Raw genomic sequence first — 19,291 nt, forward strand, 5'->3', positions numbered from 1 at the left:
CTCGTTAGACGCACTATGACATTGCCTATCACTTCGTCTGGATTCCGAAGTATCGAAGGCGCATCCTGACCGGGGAGGTCCAGGCTGAGACCAAGCGGCTCATCGCGGAGTGCTGCGAGCGCCACGGTATCGCGCTCCTCGCCATGGAGACCGACGAAGACCACGTGCATGTTTTTGTGTCGGCTCCTCCGCGCTTCAGTGCTGCAAGCATCGCCGGACTGCTCAAGGGGTACAGTTCCAAATACCTTCGCGCGAGGTTCCCACACCTGAAGAAGAAGTGCGGGAAGGAACACCTCTGGAGCCAAGCGTATGACGTCGGCACCGCAGGCAATGTCTGCGGCCGAGGTCATCCGCCGCGACATCGAGGAGTGCCAGGGAAAGTAGGCATACAAGGCTTCAAAGGCGGCGCGCGTCATCCCGACCCCCTGAAGGGGGTGGGAAGCGCCCGCGCCGATCTTTAAAATGCAGGCTTTGAAGCCGTGCGCTTTGGGCCGCAACCTCAACTTTGCGTTAACTGCCCCAGCCTCTTATGGCTGCGCGCTATGGGGCGGGGAGTCGGAATATGTTTGGTGGAGGCGAGACATGGATCTCGAACGTTTGAATGAGTACTGGAAGGCCTGTTGCTATCTGTCAGCAGGCATGATCTACTTGAAAGAGAACCCTCTGCTGAAAGAGCCTTTACGACCTGAGCACATAAAGAACAGGCTCTTGGGCCATTGGGGAGCGAGTCCGGGCTTAAGCTTCATTTACGTCCACGCCAATCGGGTCATCGTCGAAAACAACCTCAATTGCATCTTCATCGCTGGCCCAGGACACGGTGCGCCCGGCGTGATCGCCCCCGTCTATCTCGAGGGCACATTGAGCGAGCTTTATCCTGAATTCACGCAAGATGAGGAAGGGATGAGACGGCTCTTCAGATCATTCTCCTTTCCCGGCGGTTTCGGCAGCCACTGCACGCCGGAGCTTCCCGGTTCGATCCAAGAGGGCGGGGAACTGGGCTACAGTCTCTCACATGCCTATGGCGCCGTTTTCGACGATCCTGATCTCATCGCCATCACGGTTGTCGGCGATGGTGAGGCGGAGACCGGACCTTTGGCCACTGCGTGGCATTCCAACAAGTTTTTGAATCTGGCCAGAGATGGCGCGGTGCTGCCCGTGCTCTTGCTCAACGGTTACAAGATAAACAATCCGACGGTTCTGGCACGCGTGGAAGATGAAGAGCTCACCTCTCTTTTTCGAGGATATGGGTACGAGCCGAAGATCGTCTCGGCAGCAGAGCATGTTGAGGCGCATCGTCTCATGGCGGAAGCGATGAATTGGGCGTTGGAACGAATCAATTTGCTGCGCGAAGAGGCGAAAGAAAAGGGAAGCGTAGCGCACCGGGCGAAGCTGCCCATGATCATCCTTCGGGAGCCTAAAGGCTGGACGGCACCGAAAAAGATCAAAGAGTCGCATCTCGAAGGCCACTGGCGAGCCCATCAAGTGCCTTTGCCCGAGGTCAAGGCCGATCCGGAAAGCTTGCGGATTCTTGAAGGGTGGTTGAGGAGCTATCGGCCCGAGGAGCTGTTCACAGCAGAAGGAAGACTCAGAGAGGATCTACAAACCCTCGCCCCCAAGGGCGAAAAGCGGATGAGCGCCAACCCTCAGGCGAACGCCGGGGACAGGCGGTATGCGCTCAGATTGCCCGCTGTGGCGAGCTTTTCCGTCGAAGTGGAACGAAAGCGCGCGACTTGGACGGAGAACACCAAGCCGCTGGGTAACTTTCTAAAAGAGGTGATCCGGCTTAATCCAAATGTTTTCCGCGTGTTCGGACCGGATGAGACGAAATCGAATCGGCTCGATGCGGTCTTTGAATTCGGCAAAGCTTGGATGGCCAAAATATTGCCTGAAGACGAGGACGAAGGCTTTCTTTCGCCCTTCGGTCGCACGATGGAGTATCTTTCGGAGCACACGGTGGAAGGATGGCTGGAAGGTTATCTCTTGACGGGGCGGTATGGGCTGTTGAACACATACGAAGGGTTTGCGCCGATCATCTCTTCGATGGTCAATCAATTCGGCAAATGGTTAGACATCTCTTCCGATGTTCACTGGCGATTGCCTGTTCCTTCTCTCAACCTGCTTCTCACCTCTGTCGTTTGGCGACAAGACCATAATGGCTTTACGCATCAGGATCCGGGTTTCATCAATTCGATCGTCGATAAGTGGCCCAATGTGGTGCGAGTATATTTCCCGCCTGATGCGAACTCGCTTCTGTGGACCGTCTGGCGGGCCCTTCAGACCAGCAACCGGATCAACATCATCGTCATCGATAAACAGCGTCATCCACAGTATCTGATGGCAGATGAAGCTTTCAGACATGTGACGAAGGGGATCGGGATATGGGACTTCGCTTCGCTCCATCCGGAGCGTGATCCCGATGTAGTGATCGCCAGTTGCGGCGATGTGCCGACCAAAGAGGCTGTGGGCGCCGTGGACGTTTTGCGCGAGTATTTCCCTGAGCTGCGGGTTAGATTCGTCAACGTCGTCAACCTCTTCGCTCTCACGCCAAGCGTGGAGCATCCGGATGGGCTCACCGACAGAGAGTTCGATTCCTACTTCACAAAGGACAAACCGATCATCTTCAACTTCCACGGTTATCCATGGCTCATTCACCGGCTGACTTATCGGAGGGCGAACCACAAGAATCTGCACGTCAGAGGCTACCGCGAAAACCGCAAGATCGGCGTGGAGGCGACTTATCTAGCCCCTTTTCTCAAAGGCCGCGGCGGCATCACGACGCCGATGCAGCTAGCCATCATCAATCAGATAGACCGTTTCAGCATCGCGATGGATGTTATTGATCGAGTGGAAAGTCTTTCTTCAAGAGCGGGCCACTATCGAGACCGTATCAAGGATCGGCAGATCGAAGCGCTTGCCTACGCCTACGCTCACGGCACGGATCATCCGGATTACGCATCTTAAATGCTGTTGCCTCCGCCGTGCGTTCGGGCTAATCAGATATTTCTCGAGCGGTGCAACGGCAGTTCGCGGAAGGGGTACCTGTGAACTCGGAACTTTGCTGATTTTGCCTGCGCGGGTACACGACGCGCTGCTCGGCAGTGATATCGGCAGACTCGTTCCGCCTGGCTTCGAGCGCGCGATACCGAGCGTGTTCGGTTGCAGGTGCTGGCGCACGCTCTTTCACCGGTCCGGCGCGAAGCGGTCAGGCCGCCACCATAGAAGGATCGAGAGGGTGATCAGGGCGCAGATGCCGGATGAAGCGACGAGCGGCACGAGAAGTTGCCAGCGAGCTGCGAGCGATGCTTCCACGGTTGCCGAAAGCGTCCAGAGTTGAGCGATGTTGATCATGATGAGCAACACAAGCCGTGCCTGCTCAATGGCGGCTCGCCCCACCTGAGCGCGCGGTCGCAACTTAAGCGCGATCCCCTCTTTCTCTCTTCCAAGCACCGAACCTCGCGCAGCAGGCGACGCAGCGTCGGCTGCATTTCGATCCAGCACTTTTGCCTCTTCTCTGCCCATCGCATGCGCCCTCCCGTGGCGATTACATCTTGCATCCGCTTCGCCGCCGACCCTCGGTCAAACGGACCAGCCGCTCGCCGAAGCTCTCTTCGCCTTGTGCTTTGCGACCGACGGCCCAGACGCCATCGTCGCGGACTTCGAGCAGGATGCGGTCGAGTGGGCGCGGCGGTGGTCCATAGAGGACGCGCCCCGTTTGCAAGTCGAATGCGCCCTCGTGACACGGACATTCGAGCCGCCCGCGCCCACGTTCGTAATAGACCGGACAAGATAGATGAGTACACTTCTGACCGTAGGCGTAGAAGCTTCCATCCTCAGCGTGGACCAAGATCGCCGAGTCCCTTTCGGTCGGATAGCGAAAGTTGAGCGCTTCGCCGGGAGCAAGATCCTCTGCGCCTGCGATGTGCTGTGGTTGAAAAGGCTGTTCGCGCCGCGCGCTCAGGTAACTCTCCAGCGCGAAGCCGGCGGCGCTCAGAAAGAGCGCTGCCGACGTGAACCCGAGAAAACGGCAGAACTCGCGACGCGCGACCTGCGCTTCTTCCTCACGCTCATACGGAAAATCGCGCTGATACGGCGCGCTCGCTCGCCGCACCTCGGTCTCATCCGACAGCTGCATAGTAGCCTTGTCTCTCATAGGAATCATCTCCAATTACGCGATCGAGCTTCTATTGAGGATCCTTCTCATTTGCGCGATCGAGCTTCGTCTAAAACTCGTTTCTCTTATCGGCGTTTTCGACCTGCGTATCGAGCCACGATTCGTGGAAACTCAGTTCCGCAGTCTCGTCCACGCGCACCTCGTCCTCTTCAATCGGCAGCATCAGGTAGACGCGCGTCGCGACGCGTTGGCGCCCGAAGACGTGGATGTTGACGGGACGTGCGTCGCGCCGTCGCGGCACGATCTCTTCGTAACGTCCATATGTGAGCGCGCCCGTCGGACACACGCTCGCGCACATCGGCTTCAACCCTTCCGACGTGCGGTCGAAGCAGAGATCGCACTTCATCTGCAGATGCATTGCTGTGTTGTACTTCGGCACACCGAACGGACAAGCGTTGACGCAGTTGCGGCAATCGAGGCAGCGCGGCTCCATCGCCGTCATCACCACGCCATCTTCGGAGACTTTGATCGCGTCCGCCGGACAGACGAGCGCGCAGGTCGGCTCGACGCAGTGCATGCAGATTGTCGGCAGGGTCGCTGTGTTCCGCCCGCGATCGAGATAATCGACGAAGATCATCGAATGGCCCTTGTGCGTCCCGCACTCGCGACAAGCCGACACGCACGCGCGACACCCGATGCACCGCCGCGGATCGATGAGCATTGTCCCTTCCATGCTGTTCTCCAAAGGTTCAATGTTCGATTTTCACAGCAAAGACCGAGTGTGCGCTGGTCTGCTGCCTTTCGAAGACATAAGCCGATGACCGTGTGTGCGCACGCTCCTCTTCAAAGACCCGAGATATGAAACTCACGTCTCGCGAAGCTCTTTCTCGCGAGCGAAAGTTTTCGACGCGGCGCCTTCTACGCTTCGCTTTGCGATGCGCCGCGACGCTGAGCGCCATAGAGCGGCAAAGCGCTTCCTTTAAGCTTCTCTATGCGCGCCGCGCAGGCTTTGAACTCCGGGATCTTCGAAACCGGATCCAACACCGGATTGGTCAGCAGGTTGGCCGCCTGCGGCTCCGGCCAGTGGTACGGAATGAAGATCGTGTCGGGCCGGATCGTTTCGGTAACGAGCGCCGGAAAGATGCCTTCTCCGCGACGTGAACGGACGCGCACGCGCTCGCCGTCTTGGACGCCTAACCGACGCGCCGTTTCGGGATGGATCTCAACGTACGGTTCGGGACACTGGTCCACCAAGAACTTGATCCGCCGCGTCTGATTACCCGACAAGTACTGATAGATGACGCGCCCTGTCGTCAGGATAAGGGGGAATTCTTCGTCCGGCGTTTCGGCGGGCGGCGCGTACTCAACCGCATGAAAACGCGCGCGTCCATCCGGATGGTAGAACTTACGGTCTTCGAACAAGCGCGGCGTCCCCGGATGATCCAGCGCCGGACAGGGCCAGAAGATCCCGTCTTGCTGCTCGATCTTCTCGTACGTCATGCCGTAGTAATCAGCGTTGCCGCCGCGCGAGGCAAGGCGTATCTCCTCGAAGATGTCGCGTGAGGTTTGAAATTGAAAGTATTGGCCGCGTCCCAAGCGGCGCGCGATCTCGCAAACGATCCACCAATCGCAGCGCGCTTCGCCAGGCGGATCGTTGGCGCGATTGATCTTGACGACGCGCCCTTCGCCGTTGGTCGTCACACCTTCGTCTTCGCTCCACGCTGTCCCCGGCAAAATGACATCGGCGTAGCGTGCGCTCTCGGACATGAAGAAATCTATGCAAACGTAGAAGTCGAGTCCTTCGAGCGTGCGGCGCACTGCATTTGTGTCGGGCAGGCTGACCATGACGTTGTTGCAGATCGAAAGCAAGCCGCGGATCTCGCTGCGCCGCATCAGCTCGAACATCTCGACGACCGACACGCCCGCTGGCGGCAGCTCCCCTTCGCTGATGCCCCATACGGCGCAGATCTCGCGGCGATGTTCGGGGTTGGAGATCGAACGCTGACCCGGCAGTTGATCCGCCTTCTGGCCGTGTTCGCGTCCGCCCTGTCCGTTGCCCTGCCCCGTGATCGTCCCGTAACCGCGTCCGGGCGCGCCGATTTTGCCCGTTGCCAGCACGAGATTGATATAGGCGAGCGCGTTGTTAACGCCGTGCGAATGGTGCTCGATGCCGCGCGCGTGAAAGACCATCGCCGTGCGCGCTTGCCCGTAAAGACGCGCTGCGGCCGCGATCTTCTCCGCGGGTACGCCCGTGATCTCCGATGCCACTTGTGGCGTGTAGAGCTCGACCGTCGAAAGCACCTCGTCCCATCCGACCGTGCAGTTGGCGATGAACTCGTCATCTGCTAAGCCTTCCTCGACGATGACGTGGAGCAGGCCGTTGGCCAGAGCAACGTCTGTGCCGGGCTTGAGTTGCAGATGGATGTCGCCTTGACGCGCGGTCGGCGTCTGGCGCGGATCGACGATGATCCAGCGCCCGCCGTTGTCTCGCTGTTGCCAGAGGAACTTGTTGAGTATGGGAAAAGTCTCGGCGCAGTTTGCGCCAGCGATCAGCAAAACTTCAGCGAGCGGGATGTCGCTCCATGGATTGGCCGAACCGCGATCGACTCCGAAGGCTTTGAGATTGGCCGCAGCCGCCGAGACCATGCATAGCCGTCCGTTGTAATCGACGTAGCGCGTGCCTAAAGCGACGCGCGCGAATTTGCCCATCAAGTAGGTTTTCTCGGTCGTCAGCGATGATCCGGAATAGACGGCGACGGCATTTTTGCCATGCCGAGACTGAATCTCGCCAAATCGCGCGGCGACCAGATCGAGCGCTTCGTCCCATGATGCGCGCACGAACCTTCCGTCGCGCTTGATCAACGGGTGAAGCAAGCGATCCGGATGGTGGACCTGTAGATAAGCCGTGACGCCTTTGGGGCAGAGCCGCCCTTCGTTGACCGGGAAATCATAGCGCGGCTCCAACCCGACGACGCGCCCTTGTTCGACGAGCAGGTATAGGCCGCACTGCATACCGCAATAAGGGCAGTGGGTTGGTACAGCGCGCTCGATCCGACGGTCGGCACGCCAGCCCCCGGGCGGCGCATCGTGTAGATGCGGTCCGAACTCTCGGATGATCTCACTTAAATCGCCGATCTTACTCACGTCTCAACGCCCTCGCGAGGAAGCTTTTCACCGTCTATCGGATCTTTGAACGAGCGCCGCATAAGCGAGTCCGCGCAAGATACGCTTGCAGCGCGGGCAATAGTCTTGCAATGCGTGTCCGTTCTTCAAACGGTAATCGAATCCGAGGCGACGCACGACATCCTCCAGATCGTCGAGCCACGCTTGAGAGACGAACTCCGTCCCGCAACGCGCACACCGCGCCTGCAACATTTCCCCGCCGCGGTTCTGGTATAGCTCGATGCCGATGGAGGCCGGTCGCTGCACGATGTGAAAGAATTTGCCAAAGGGCAGATAGAAGAGCGTCATGATAACAAGCGCTTGATGGGTGAGCGAGATGAATGAGTACATGTAACCACCCAACCACAGGCTCGACGCCGTCAACATCAAACCGGAGACCGAAATGGCGATCAAGAGAAGATGGGGCGCAAAATCGAGCGCGAACTGCTGCATCGAGACCGCCCCGCGATCGTGCAACCGACGATGGATGGCGATGGCGCAACCGGCGATCACCATGATAGCTGTGAAATCGAGCGCGTGAAACGTCATCCAGCCGACGGTCGAGCGCCCATCCACAGCAATGGTTGAAAAGCCGAAAAGGTAGGCGCGATACGAGCGTGCGCCTTCGAGTTCGAAATGGATCCAACCGAAAACGAGCGGGAATGTAATCGCCGCTGAGATGATGCATCCCCACATGATGAGCGCGTGCATCAACCACCGCGTGCGGCTCCGACGCAAGATGAATCGTTGCGCGACGAGGTTGCCGAAGGCGGTTCCGATGATGCTCTGCAGACTGCGTCTGAGCTCCTTCCGATCGAGGAAGAGTTGCCAGCCGCGCAGCCAGTAGCGCCGCGTCGCCGGACGATGAAGCCAGATTACGTAGCGGAAGATGATCACGCCGAAAGCGATGACGCCCGCCACCGTGTAACCGAAGAGCGCCGCGTCGTAGTGTTCCAAGCGGCGCGAGCCGAGGTAGATGAGCGCCATCAGCGTGGCGGAAGCGGTGGCCGCCACGAGCAGCGCCCGCGCGCGATCGCGTGTTGGCGATCCTCGATCTTCTAGAACAGCTCCTTTCATCTCCTCTCGATCCTTTAGGATGACGCCTCACATCTTCGTCCAAGACGTTAAATTCGCTTCCGGAAAAAGCGCGATGACCTAAATCACGGAGCCGGGACCATCCGCACGGTTAGCAACGATTTCGCCTGCAGGACGATCTTCAGTTCAGGACTCGCCCATTGCAGGCGCGCGTTTCGTCTGGCGACCGCTGACGACTCGTGGCTCGATGCGATACAGGCAGATGTTGTTGGCGCGCCCCCACACATCGACCCACGTGATGCTGATCGCTGGCGTCAAAGTCGGATTGGTCCGGGTGATGCATTGCATAGCGCGTTCGGTCTCCTCGGACGACGTCAGCCTTTCAGCTTTTCCAATGACGATGACGCTTTGCCAGTTCGCTGCGTCTTTTACCTCTTCGACTTGCAGGCAGACCTGTGGATTGGCGTCGATGTACTCGGTCTTCATCCCCTCCGTGGTGAAGATGTAGATGTTCGGTTCATCGTAGGCATAATGAATCGGAATGACGTAAGGCCGACCATCGCGCGCGCAACCCAAATGACCGTATCCGATGCGCGCGAGCAACGCGTGCGCTTCTTGTGGCGCCATCTCTTCGATCTCGACCGGCATAGACTCTCTCCTTACGAAAAGCTAGATGATGGTTCCCTTAATGGTCGCTATATTACGATTCCCGAGCGAAAAGCGATCTCGAAGGATCGCCTGCGAACTAGCCTCGAACAGGGAAAAACTTTGCGCGCAGCGCGGCGAACGCCCGACTGCTTTCGGCAAAAGAGCATCGAAGCGCCGTGCGTCGGTGCGCATCGGAAACGTCTTAGAACGCACGGCCAACGCATCCCCGAAAAGGTTCGCACAGCCTCTTCATGCGCCGCGGCTGTTCTCGGTGGTTCGCACGACCGACGCCTCGCTGAAACGGTTCGCGCAGCGGCTCTTTCTTCGACGCCTTTTGCGGCAGAGACGACTCGTTCGAGCCGGTCTCATGGCGAAGCCTTTCAGCGATGTTCGATGCGCCAGTAGACCTCGTGAACGCGCTTGGCCCAACTCCAAAAGCGCCCTTGCTTGATCACGGGCGCTTTGTCTTCCCATAAGTCTTGTTGAAGATAGATCGAATCTTGGCTGCCCGCATCGATGACGAGCCGAATTTCGTGTGTGTAGCGTGCCGTCGGCTCTCGGCCTTCGATCTCGGCACAAATGTTGGCGGCGGCAACCTCGGCTTGTCTTACGGCCATGTGGCCCATTTTGGGACCCGGAAAGCTCGTGCAGTCGCCGACCGCATAGGCCCTTTCCACATTGCGGATGCGCATCAAACGATCGGTACGGATGAAGCCGTCGAAATCGGTCGCTTCCACTCCCTGATGCAGTCCGACGGATGAGCCGACAAACGGCGGGATGAGCATCAGAAGATCGTACGACAGTTTTGAGTTCTGACCGGCCCAGACCTGCCCTTCCGCGATGCGTTGCACGGAGAATTCGGGCAGCAGCTCAACGCCACGATCTTCCATCGCCCGTTGCAAACGCGCGATGAACTCCTCGCCGCCGACGCCCGCGAGCGCGTCGCGCGCCTTTTCGGGAACGACCACCGTAAGGCGCGCGCGATGGCGTCGCCCGTTTTCGTCTAGATACCGTGCGAGCGCGAAGGCGGTCTCAAAAACGGGTACGCTCAAACGCGCGCCCGGGCAATAACCGATCACAGCGCGCCCTTCTTGAAAACGACGCACGGCTTCGCCGAACCGAAGTGCCGCGTTGACCGAAAGCAAATGGTGTGCGTGTTCGAAGAAGCCGGCGACGCGTTCAGTGGCGAGCCTTCGACCGGTAGCGATGAGAAGATAATCGTAACTCAGTTCGCCGTCTACTTCTCCGTGCGTGAGTCGAACGAGGCGATGATGGAGATCGACGCGCACTACCTCGGCGCGGATGAAACGCACGCGCCGATTGAGCATCGCTTCGCGCAGGTCGAAGGAGACTTCGTCCGGCTCAACGTCGCCGAAAGCGACGCGCACGAGCGCCGGATAGAAAACAAACCGATCGCTGCGCGACACGAGCGTGATCTGATGCTCCGGCGCGAGTCGCTCGGCCAAACGTTCGGCGGCGACCACACCGCCAAAACCCCCTCCTAGAATCAGAATGTCGGCCATCCCCGTCGCTCCTTTTGCTCGTTCACCACTCTTCCTTCAATCCGGTCACTTCTTCAATGCGAATCGCGAACAAGATCACCTCGATCGGTCCGGCATTGATGACCAAGCGCGATTCCACCGGAGTCAGGTGCGGGAAGCGTCTGAGCAATTGCTTCAGATAGTAAGCGCGGCGTTGTTCGTCGGCGATCTCCTCGTATCGCCCGAAGGCGATGACGCTCCGCCAGTCTCGTTCCGCGTCGATCTCGTCGACTTGCAAGCAGGCTTGCGGATTGCGACGCAGCGCCGCGATCTTGCGCCCCGGGAGAGAATGGATGTAGATCGCTTCGCCGTCGTAAAGATAATTGACCGGCACGACGTAAGGACGACCGTCGGCGATGCAGCCAAGTCTCGCCAAACCGTTGCGCCGCAATATCTCTTGCGCTTCCTCTTCGTTCAATTTGGTGATCAATTGCGTCTCTCAGCGCACCACGCTTCCGGTAAAAAGAAATCCTCGCGCTTTCACGACAAACCGACGAAGTTCGCCCTCACAAAAGGCTGTCGCGTTCCTGTGAAAGTCAAACGGGCTTCGCCTTTAGAGCGGCCGTCATCTAACTTGCGGCTGGTGCCTCTAAGCGCGCGCCTCGCCCCATGTCATCTTTACGTAATCGGCCTCCTCGGCTTCTCAAAGTCGAGGCGCCTTTGCGTTTTTGGAAACATCAGTTTCGTCTCGCTTTTCGTCGGCGGACGATCTCAACTGAGCATGGCGCGTGCATCGCCACAGCCTGCGAGACCGAACCGAGCAGAAATCTCTCCACCGATCCACGGCCATGCGAGCCTATGACGATCAAATCAGCGCCGAAAGCTTCCGCTTCCTCGACGATCGCTCGTTTGGGCTGTCCCTTGAGCACTTTGGTCGTGATCTTGGATTGCTGGCTCACTGGTCCAGCACGAAGCTTGGCGGCAGCATCTTCAACGACGCGGCGCGCGCGCTCGCGCTCCGCCTTTTCGATCACGTCGTAATCGACCTCCGCCGACATCCACGGTTCGGCCAGCATCGCGTAGGGCGATTCGTAGACTGAGACGATCTCGATCTCGCTCCCTTCAGGAAGCGCTCGACGCGCGACCTCATCAACGGCGGCATCGCTCGCTTCTGATCCATCAACAGCAAGCAGCAGTCTCATCTGCATCGTCCTTCTTTCTTGAAAAGCTTGCAGCGCGGTCGTTTTTCTTTTTTCTTTCTCCAGCGTGTCCCATCTCAACCTGAGAGCACGAAACGTGCCAACGCTTGAAGCGCTTCGCTCGCGCCGCCCGATCTTCTCGGTAAGTCCAGCGCGTGGCAAAAGTTAGCGGGGAAGAGGAGCGCGCGCCAGACCCACATGCAGTGAACCGAAGGCGGCGAAGTTACCCACCCGCACTGCGCGAATTCGCGCACCAAGCGTCAATGGTCGCGCTTGAAGACCTGTGCGGAACGCTCGTTCAAAGCCGCGTCTTGGGCGGGCGGAGGGCGCACTCCGGCGTGCGAAAAAAGCCGCTGGCCAAAGCGTTGCGTTCAGGCGAAAAGCGTTTCAACCGAAGTCACGGCATAAGGGTTGCTCGAACTCTTTCTCGGAGTTCGTTTTGAGAATCGTCCCTCGCCCAATTGATTGGGCGAAGGCGCGCTCGCGACCGCCGCGCCCCTTTGATTTCAGTCGAACATGGATTTTTGGGGGGGAGCTTCAATGACCAACGCTTTCAGTCGTTACTTGAACCTTCTAAGCTCGGGCGGGGAGAAGGTCAAATATGGTGGGAAAGCTCCAGTAACGGACGCTTTCGATTCCGGTGCGGCTCGTGCCTTGTTCCTTTCAACGACTGCATTCGCTATCTCCTTCGCCGTGTGGGGGCTTGTTGCCGCGCTCGCCCCGATGTTCACCCAAACCTACAAACTTTCAGCGACGCAGAAGAGTTTGCTGATCGCCGTTCCAGTCCTACTCGGCTCGCTGGGCCGATTGCCTGCGGGCGTGCTCGCCGATCGCTTCGGTGGGCGAAGGATCTTCACCGCGCTGCTCGCTCTTTCGGCGCTTCCGGCCTTAGGGCTGGGATTCTCAAACAGTTACGCGCAGCTTCTCTTGTTCGGCTTCTTCTTGGGAATTGCCGGCACGACCTTTCCCGTAGGCGTCGGCTTCATCTCGAAATGGTTTCCGCCTGAACGGCAGGGCTTCGCGCTCGGCATCTACGGTATGGGCAACATCGGTCAATCGCTCGCCGTCTTCGGTGCTCCCGCGCTTGCGCTTTACTTCGGAGACTGGCGCCCGATCTTCTCGGTCTTCGCTGTCGTGTCGCTGCTGTGGGCTGTGTTCTTTTACCTGTTTGCGCGCGACGCTGTTACAGCCGCTAGACGGCAGACGCTCGCCGAGAACTTGCTCATGCTGCAGCGTTCGCCTCTCGCTTGGGTCTTGGCCCTCTTCTACTTCCTGACTTTTGGCGGGTTCGTCGCGCTCTCGATCTATCTGCCGACGCTACTGCGTGAAGAGTTCGCCCTTGCTCCCACTGATGCCGGAGCACGCACGGCTGGCTTCGTCATCCTCGCGACGTTGATGCGTCCGGTCGGCGGTCTCTTCTCCGACCGCTATGGCGGCGCGCGCGTGCTCTTTTTCGTCTTCGCACTGCTCGCGCTGATGGGCCTGTTGATGAGCACGCAGTGGATGCCGATCTTCACTATTGGCGCTTTGGGCGCTGCATCCCTTTTGGGACTGGGCAACGGCGCGGTCTTCAAACTCGTGCCGCAATATTTTCCGGAAGAGACAGGAACAGTAACGGGATTGGTCGGCGCTTTCGGCGGACTCGGCGGATTCTTCCCGCCGCTCGCGCTCGGGCTGATTCGCGACGCTACGGGCAGCTACGCTTTGGGCTTCATCCTGCTCTCGCTCTTTGCGCTCGGTTGCTTTGCGATCAATCGCTTCGTCATCATGAGCCGCGATGAAGCCGCCCGAAAAAGCCCGCCAGCGAAGACGCAAGTGTCGAGACAGAAGGGCGAAAGCGAAACTCACACTCGCTGACGACCTGCGGTCGGTCCTTAGACGCGCGAAACGATCGAAGCGTTGCGCCGCGATCACAACTTCTTCATGCGCGAGCTGGCGGCAGCGATGAAACTGCTGCGCAAAATTCGGTCCAGCATCAACCCGATGTACGGGCGCGCGTTCTGACCGTCCAGAAAAGACTCGCTGCGCACAACCGGATAGAATTAGCGATGGTGACAGCAGATGCCAGAGCTTTCTATGTCATACACAACTCAAGCACTTGGTTATCCCTCGCGATGATCGCGCGCAGGGGACGGCGGGTGCGGTGAACGCACCCGCTCTCCACCCGCGTAGACGTTGAAGCGGTCGTCGCGCAAGAAGCCGACGAGCGTCATGCCGAACTCACGCGCAAGTTCGATCGCTAGACTGCTCGGCGCGCCGACGGCGGCGAGCGTAGGGATGCCCGCCATCAGCGCTTTCTGGACCAGTTCGAAACTGGCCCGCCCGCTGACGAGCACTGTCGTGTTCGAAGCGGGCAACCCGTCCTGTAGAAGAAGCGCGCCGATGAGTTTGTCCATGGCGTTGTGTCGCCCGACGTCTTCGCGCAACAGCTTCAAGCGCCCTTGCGCGTCGAAAAGGGCTGTGGCATGTAGCCCGCCAGTGCGCGAAAAGAGGCGCTGTGCTTGGCGTTGCGCTGCGGGAAGGGCGAGGAAGTATTCCGGCGTGAAGAGCGCCTCGCCTACGGGTCTGCGCGGGCAGACGGCGCGTACCAGTTCGAGCGAGGCTTTGCCGCAGATGCCGCAGCTTGAACTGGTGTAAACGTGGCGCGTCAGCTTCGTCAGATCGAACGAGACTTCGGCGCTCAAATAGACGTTGACGATGTTCTGCCGCTGGCGTTCGTCTGGATCGACGCAGTAAGTGATCCGCTCGATGGCTTGACGATCGGTGATCACGCCCTCGGTGAGAAGAAAGCCTGCTGCCAACTCGAAGTCCTGTCCCGGCGTGCGCATGGTGATCGAAATCGAGTGGCGCTTCCAGCCAGCAGCATTGCGAACGAGCAGACGGATCTCCATCGGCTCTTCGGTGGCGACTTCGTCTTGGCGAAAGCGCGCTTGCCCTTGACGGACTTCAAGGATGCGAACTCGCGTCGCGGGAAGCGCGCTCCGTTCAGTGTGCGGTGGGTCGAACCACAGCTCTGGATCCGCTGCGCCCGGTTCGTTCTTTTCGTCTCTGCTCATAAACCTTGCCGTCCAGCGCCTCTCTTCGACCTAAATCGGCTGCTGCATTTACGCCGCCAGCTCGCACTCGGATTCCCCGGTTCGGCTTCAATGGTCTTGCAAGCCAAATCGGCGTCGAATCGGATGTCACCGTTCAGTCGCGCATCGCAGCGCGTCGCCATGATGGCCTTCAATGAGCGGCGGCACATCGAACCCTGACTTCGAAGACCTTCGCGTCGCCATGACAGAGACTCGATGCGCTTGTGGCTATAGGCGAAACCGACGAGGCTTTTCGCGCTCCGTCGCTGCCGCTCGTTGCAAGCGCGCTAGACTTTAGCCTCTAGCCGGCGCTGCTTTCAGACTTTCATCGACTTCGGTCCGTGGCGGCCTGAGCGCGAAGGGCAGCAGACTGGCGACGAGCAGCGTGGCTCCCAGAATGTACAGCGCGTTGGTGTAACTGCCGGTCGCTTCGCGCACTCTAGCGATGAGCAACGGTCCGAAGACGCCAGCAAAAGACCACGCCGTGAGCATCAGACCGTAGATTGAGCCAACCTCTTTCGGACCGAAATAGTCGGTTGCAAAGGCCGGCATGGTCCCGAAGCCGCCGCCGTAGCAAAGCAACACGACGGCGCACAGAAGAGTAAAGACCGAAAAACTGCGTGTTTGCGGGAGCAAGAAGAAGATCACCGCCTGCAAGAGATACATGATCAGGAAGACCTGCCTTCTTTCGATCGCGTCTGATAACCACGACCAGAGGATGCGTCCTGCACCGTTGGCGATCGAAATGATTCCGACTAAGCCTGCGGCGGCAAGCGCGCTTACGCCGGTGATCTCTTGTGCCATTGGGGCGGCTTGAGACAGGATCGCGATCCCCGCGCTAACGTTCAAGAAGAGCACAGCCCACAACGCATACCACTGCCACGTGCGCAAAGCTTCGCTGAGCGAGAAGTCGCGCTTGGCGCGCTGTGCTTGTTGTGCTGCGCTGGGCTCCCAGCCGGGTGGGCGATAACCCTCCGGCGGGTTGCTCATCATGGAGGCAGCACCGACGACCAGCACGAGGTAAGTGATGCCGAGAACAGCAAAGGTCGTTAGCGGCCCGAACGATTGGATCAGTCGCGTCGCCACGGGTGCCGTCACCAGCGCTCCCGCACCGAAACCGGCCACGGCTAGCCCCGTGATGAGTCCACGTTTGTCGGGGAACCACTTGACCAAGGTGGCGACCGGTACGATATAGCCTAGTCCGAGACCGATTCCTCCCAACAGGCCGTAACTCAAGTAAAGCACCCACAATTTGTTCGCCGAGAGGCTGGCGGCGGCGACGCCGATGCCATAGACGACGCCTGCCGTCATCCCGACCACGCGCGGACCGGCGCGGCGCATCCACAGCCCGCCGAGGAACGCGGCGAAGCCGAGCACAAAGATGCTGATCGAAAAGGTCAGCGTCACTTGCGAGATCGACCAGCCAAAGGATTTGACCAGCGGTTCGCGAGAAACGCTCCAAGCGTAGACGGCTCCGAGAGCCAGTTGCATGACCACGCCAGCGGCAGCGATTCTCCAGTGGTTGGGAACGTTGGCGGCGAAAGTTTCGGCTCGTTCGTTCATCTCCTAAATGTCCCTCCTTTTGTCGAACGGATAAACAAAGGATGATGATGGGGAGACCGCTCCCCCGATTTTTAGACCGCTTTCGCCCTTGGAACCGCTTGCGAATATGTTCGGGCATTTTAGCAGATGCAGGAGAAATAAATCAATGAACTCATCGCACAAGTCCCAAAGTACCTTGCACCTGACTGGACCGGCGCGATCAGGCGAGTCGGTAAATAAAAAACGCTTGTCAAAAAGGCTCAATGGGAGTGTAGAATTTGAGCTGGTCGGAAAAATACAGCCAGGGAAAATTTGAGTCCAAATCGGGCCACAGCGCTGGTCCGAGAGCGGCGCTTGCTCGCCGAAGGAGAGCTAGCGTCGGGATTGATCTCGTTGTTGCCAACGCGAACAGTCGCTGATCGCCGAAACCAAGTTTACCGGAGGAGCAACTGAAGATGGGATCCGAAAACGGTCGAAAGAGTTCATTGTGGACGCTCGTGCGGGCGATGTGGACGTTTGGGCGCGAAGCTTTGCGCGCGCCGTCGCCGATTGCGCCTGTTCGTCCGCCCAAGCGTGGTTGGCAGCCGGAGTTGTGGGCCAGTCGCGTGCCGCTCAGACAGACGCATAACCTCGGCGAAGTCTTTCGCGCCCTTTGGGAGAACCGCGACAATCTCGATTACGCTTGGCGCATCCTCGAGCAGGGCACATGCGATGGTTGTGCGCTCGGCACGCGCGGCATGCACGACTGGACCATGGAGAACATTCACTTGTGCAACATACGTCTGCGCTTGCTGCGGTTGAACACCATGCCCGCCATAGATGTGCGCGCGCTCGAAGATGTCGAAAAGCTTCGTCCGTTGCGCTCGCGCGACCTGCGCGCGCTTGGTCGACTTCCCTATCCGCTCATCCGTCGTCGCGGCGAACGCGGCTTCCGCCGCATCTCGTGGGATGAAGCGCTGGCGACGATCGCTGATCGGATCAAACAGACCGAGCCGAACCGCACCTACTTTTACATGACCAGTCGCGGCGAACCGAACGAAAACTATTACACCTTTCAAAAGATGGTCCGCGCCATCGGCACCAACAACGTAGACAACGCCGCGCGCGTCTGCCATTCGCCGAGCACTTTTGCGCTCAAATCGGCCTTGGGCGTAGCCGCCACGACCTGTTCGTACCGCGATCTCATCGGCACGGATTTGATCATCTTCTTCGGCTCCAACATCGCCAACAACCAGCCGGTGGCGATGAAATATCTCTTCTACGCGAAGAAGGCCGGAACCAAAGTGGCGGTCGTCAACCCCTACCGTGAGCCGGCAATGGATATCTATTACGTGCCATCGGACCCGGAGAGCGCGCTCTTTGGGACCAAGATGACCGATCGCTTCTTCCAGATCAAACCGGGCGGCGACATCCCGTTTCTGCTCGGCGTCGCCAAGCATATGCTCGCCCACGATGGCATTCAGATCGCCGAGCACGGCTGGACCAAAAACGCTGATGGCGATTGGGTGGACCTGCGCTTCGTCGAAGAGCACACGGTCGGGTTCGAGGAGTTCGCTCGCCAAGTGGCCGCCATGCCGTGGGAGATGCTTGAACGCGAAAGCGGCGCGTCGCGCGACGAAATGGCGGCGCTGGCCGAGATGATCGGACAGGCGCGCACCGGGGTCTTCATCTGGGGCATGGGCATCACGCAACACGTCTGCGGCGAAGACAACGTTCACGCGATCATCAACCTCGCGCTGCTCAAAGGCTTCGTTGGGCGCAAGGGGTGCGGGCTGATGCCGATTCGCGGCCATTCGGGCGTGCAGGGCGGAGCCGAAATGGGCGCGTATGCGACCGTCTTTCCGGGCGGGCTGCCGATCAACGCCGAGAACGCGCAGAAGTTCAGCGCGCTTTGGGGCTTTCCCGTGCCGGACCGGCCCGGTTTGACGATGCCCGAGATGCTCGACGCTGCGCTCGAAGGCAAAATTGACGTGCTCTTCTCGGTCGGTGGCAGCTTCAACGAAGTGATGCCCGATCCCGAGATGGTCGTGCGCGCTTTGGAGAACATTCCGCTGCGCGTCCATTTCGACATCGTGCTCGCTCCGCAGATGCTCTTTGAGCCGAACGAGACGGTGATCCTGCTTCCGGCTGCCACGCGCTACGAGATGCCGGGCGGCGTGACGGAGACGAGCACCGAGCGGCGCGTCATCCTCAGTCCAGAGATCCCCGGGCCGAGAATCGGCGAAGCGCGTCCCGAGTGGGAGGTCTACATGGAGTTGGCGCGGCGCGTGCGTCCTGAGTGGGCCGACCGGTTGACTTTCGCCGACACGGCGGCAATACGCGAAGAGATCGCGCGCGCGATCCCAGCCTATGCCGAGATCCGCAACCTACGGCAACCGGGTGCGAGCTTCCAATATGGCGGCGAACTGCTGTGCGCTGGGTGGAAATTCCCGACGCCCGATGGCAAAGCACACTTCAAAGCGCTGGCCGTCGCTGCACACGCAAGCGAAGTCGGCGACGCGTTCATCGTCGTCACGCGGCGCGGCAAGCAATTCAACAGCATCGTCCACGAAGATGTGGACCCGATCAACGAGTTGCCGCGCGATGCCGTGCTGATCAATCCGGACGATTTAGCGCGCTTGGGATTGAGCGAGGGGGCAGCCGTCGAGTTGGTCAACGAGCACGGCGCTTTTCGCGGACGGGCATTTGCCGCGCCCGTGTTGCAAGGGACGCTGCAAATCTACTGGCCGGAGGGCAACGTGTTGGTTGATCCAACGAGCCGTTCGCCGCTGGCAAAAATACCGGCCTACAAAGAGGTCGTAGCGCGATTGCAACCCGCAAGCGGGCAGACCGGGTCGCGGAGCGAAGGGGTCCGTGCCGAAGCGGTGCTGAACCCGTGAAAGGCAGGCGAGGCACGCTCTTAGGGCGCTATAACAGAGAACTCGGCAAATTCTTCTCTCAAGTCGGTTCGCGCTGTTGCATTAGGAGGCGATCAACGCAAACGGAATAAACCCTTCTCTTGAAGTTACTCACACCTTCCCCCTACGACTCGCGGTCGTG

15 protein-coding genes are annotated in these 19,291 nt (G+C 59.4%); 4 read left to right on the forward strand and 11 right to left on the reverse strand.

The window, feature by feature from the left end; all coding sequences use genetic code 11:
- Positions 1-65: 65 nt before the first annotated feature.
- Positions 66-461: an IS200/IS605 family transposase gene (gene tnpA / locus C4334_RS12575; RefSeq protein WP_352432448.1), complete on the forward strand. Its 396-nt coding sequence runs from the start codon at positions 66-68 to the stop codon at positions 459-461.
- A gap of 121 nt (positions 462-582) precedes the next feature.
- Positions 583-2,961 carry a phosphoketolase family protein gene (locus C4334_RS12580; RefSeq protein WP_352432435.1) on the forward strand — a complete coding sequence of 793 codons (2,379 nt, stop codon included), beginning with the start codon at positions 583-585 and terminating at the stop codon, positions 2,959-2,961.
- A gap of 219 nt (positions 2,962-3,180) precedes the next feature.
- Here the strand turns inward: C4334_RS12580 and C4334_RS12585 are convergent, their stop codons facing one another.
- From C4334_RS12585 to C4334_RS12625, 9 genes are all read right to left on the reverse strand, one after another.
- On the reverse strand, positions 3,181-3,519 hold the full coding sequence (locus tag C4334_RS12585) for a hypothetical protein (protein ID WP_352432436.1): 339 nt from the start codon (positions 3,517-3,519) through the stop codon (positions 3,181-3,183).
- 22 nt (positions 3,520-3,541) lie between these two features.
- Positions 3,542-4,150 carry a QcrA and Rieske domain-containing protein gene (locus tag C4334_RS12590; RefSeq protein WP_352432437.1) on the reverse strand — a complete coding sequence of 203 codons (609 nt, stop codon included), beginning with the start codon at positions 4,148-4,150 and terminating at the stop codon, positions 3,542-3,544.
- Positions 4,151-4,220: 70 nt separating this feature from the next.
- Positions 4,221-4,844, reverse strand: coding sequence for a 4Fe-4S dicluster domain-containing protein (locus tag C4334_RS12595; protein ID WP_352432438.1), 624 nt, complete (start codon positions 4,842-4,844; stop codon positions 4,221-4,223).
- Between the two features lie 185 nt (positions 4,845-5,029).
- On the reverse strand, positions 5,030-7,255 hold the full coding sequence (locus C4334_RS12600) for a molybdopterin oxidoreductase family protein (RefSeq protein WP_352432439.1): 2,226 nt from the start codon (positions 7,253-7,255) through the stop codon (positions 5,030-5,032).
- Positions 7,256-7,282: 27 nt separating this feature from the next.
- Positions 7,283-8,350, reverse strand: coding sequence for an MFS transporter (locus C4334_RS12605; RefSeq protein ID WP_352432440.1), 1,068 nt, complete (start codon positions 8,348-8,350; stop codon positions 7,283-7,285).
- Positions 8,351-8,494: 144 nt separating this feature from the next.
- Positions 8,495-8,956: a pyridoxamine 5'-phosphate oxidase family protein gene (locus C4334_RS12610; protein WP_352432441.1), complete on the reverse strand. Its 462-nt coding sequence runs from the start codon at positions 8,954-8,956 to the stop codon at positions 8,495-8,497.
- A 380-nt stretch (positions 8,957-9,336) separates the two neighbouring features.
- Positions 9,337-10,479, reverse strand: coding sequence for an NAD(P)/FAD-dependent oxidoreductase (locus C4334_RS12615; RefSeq protein WP_352432442.1), 1,143 nt, complete (start codon positions 10,477-10,479; stop codon positions 9,337-9,339).
- A gap of 22 nt (positions 10,480-10,501) precedes the next feature.
- Positions 10,502-10,927, reverse strand: coding sequence for a pyridoxamine 5'-phosphate oxidase family protein (locus C4334_RS12620; RefSeq protein ID WP_352432443.1), 426 nt, complete (start codon positions 10,925-10,927; stop codon positions 10,502-10,504).
- Between the two features lie 247 nt (positions 10,928-11,174).
- A complete protein-coding gene (locus tag C4334_RS12625; protein ID WP_352432444.1) occupies positions 11,175-11,645 on the reverse strand; it encodes a universal stress protein in 471 nt (156 codons plus the stop codon).
- A gap of 531 nt (positions 11,646-12,176) precedes the next feature.
- On the opposite strand from C4334_RS12625, the gene C4334_RS12630 reads away from it, so the two are divergent.
- Positions 12,177-13,493 carry an MFS transporter gene (locus C4334_RS12630; RefSeq protein WP_352432445.1) on the forward strand — a complete coding sequence of 439 codons (1,317 nt, stop codon included), beginning with the start codon at positions 12,177-12,179 and terminating at the stop codon, positions 13,491-13,493.
- Positions 13,494-13,738: 245 nt separating this feature from the next.
- Here C4334_RS12630 and fdhD read toward each other — a convergent pair whose 3' ends face one another.
- Both fdhD and C4334_RS12640 read right to left on the reverse strand, forming a co-directional pair.
- On the reverse strand, positions 13,739-14,692 hold the full coding sequence (gene fdhD / locus C4334_RS12635; protein WP_352432446.1) for a formate dehydrogenase accessory sulfurtransferase FdhD: 954 nt from the start codon (positions 14,690-14,692) through the stop codon (positions 13,739-13,741).
- Between the two features lie 312 nt (positions 14,693-15,004).
- Complete coding sequence (locus C4334_RS12640) at positions 15,005-16,273, reverse strand: L-lactate MFS transporter (protein WP_352432447.1); 1,269 nt, start codon at positions 16,271-16,273, stop codon at positions 15,005-15,007.
- Between the two features lie 485 nt (positions 16,274-16,758).
- Here C4334_RS12640 and C4334_RS12645 point away from each other — a divergent pair, with 485 nt between their 5' ends.
- Positions 16,759-19,131, forward strand: coding sequence for an FdhF/YdeP family oxidoreductase (locus C4334_RS12645; protein WP_352432449.1), 2,373 nt, complete (start codon positions 16,759-16,761; stop codon positions 19,129-19,131).
- Positions 19,132-19,291: the final 160 nt, after the last annotated feature.

The organism is Pyrinomonas sp. (genome assembly GCF_040289685.1).
Lineage (GTDB): Bacteria > Acidobacteriota > Blastocatellia > Pyrinomonadales > Pyrinomonadaceae > Pyrinomonas.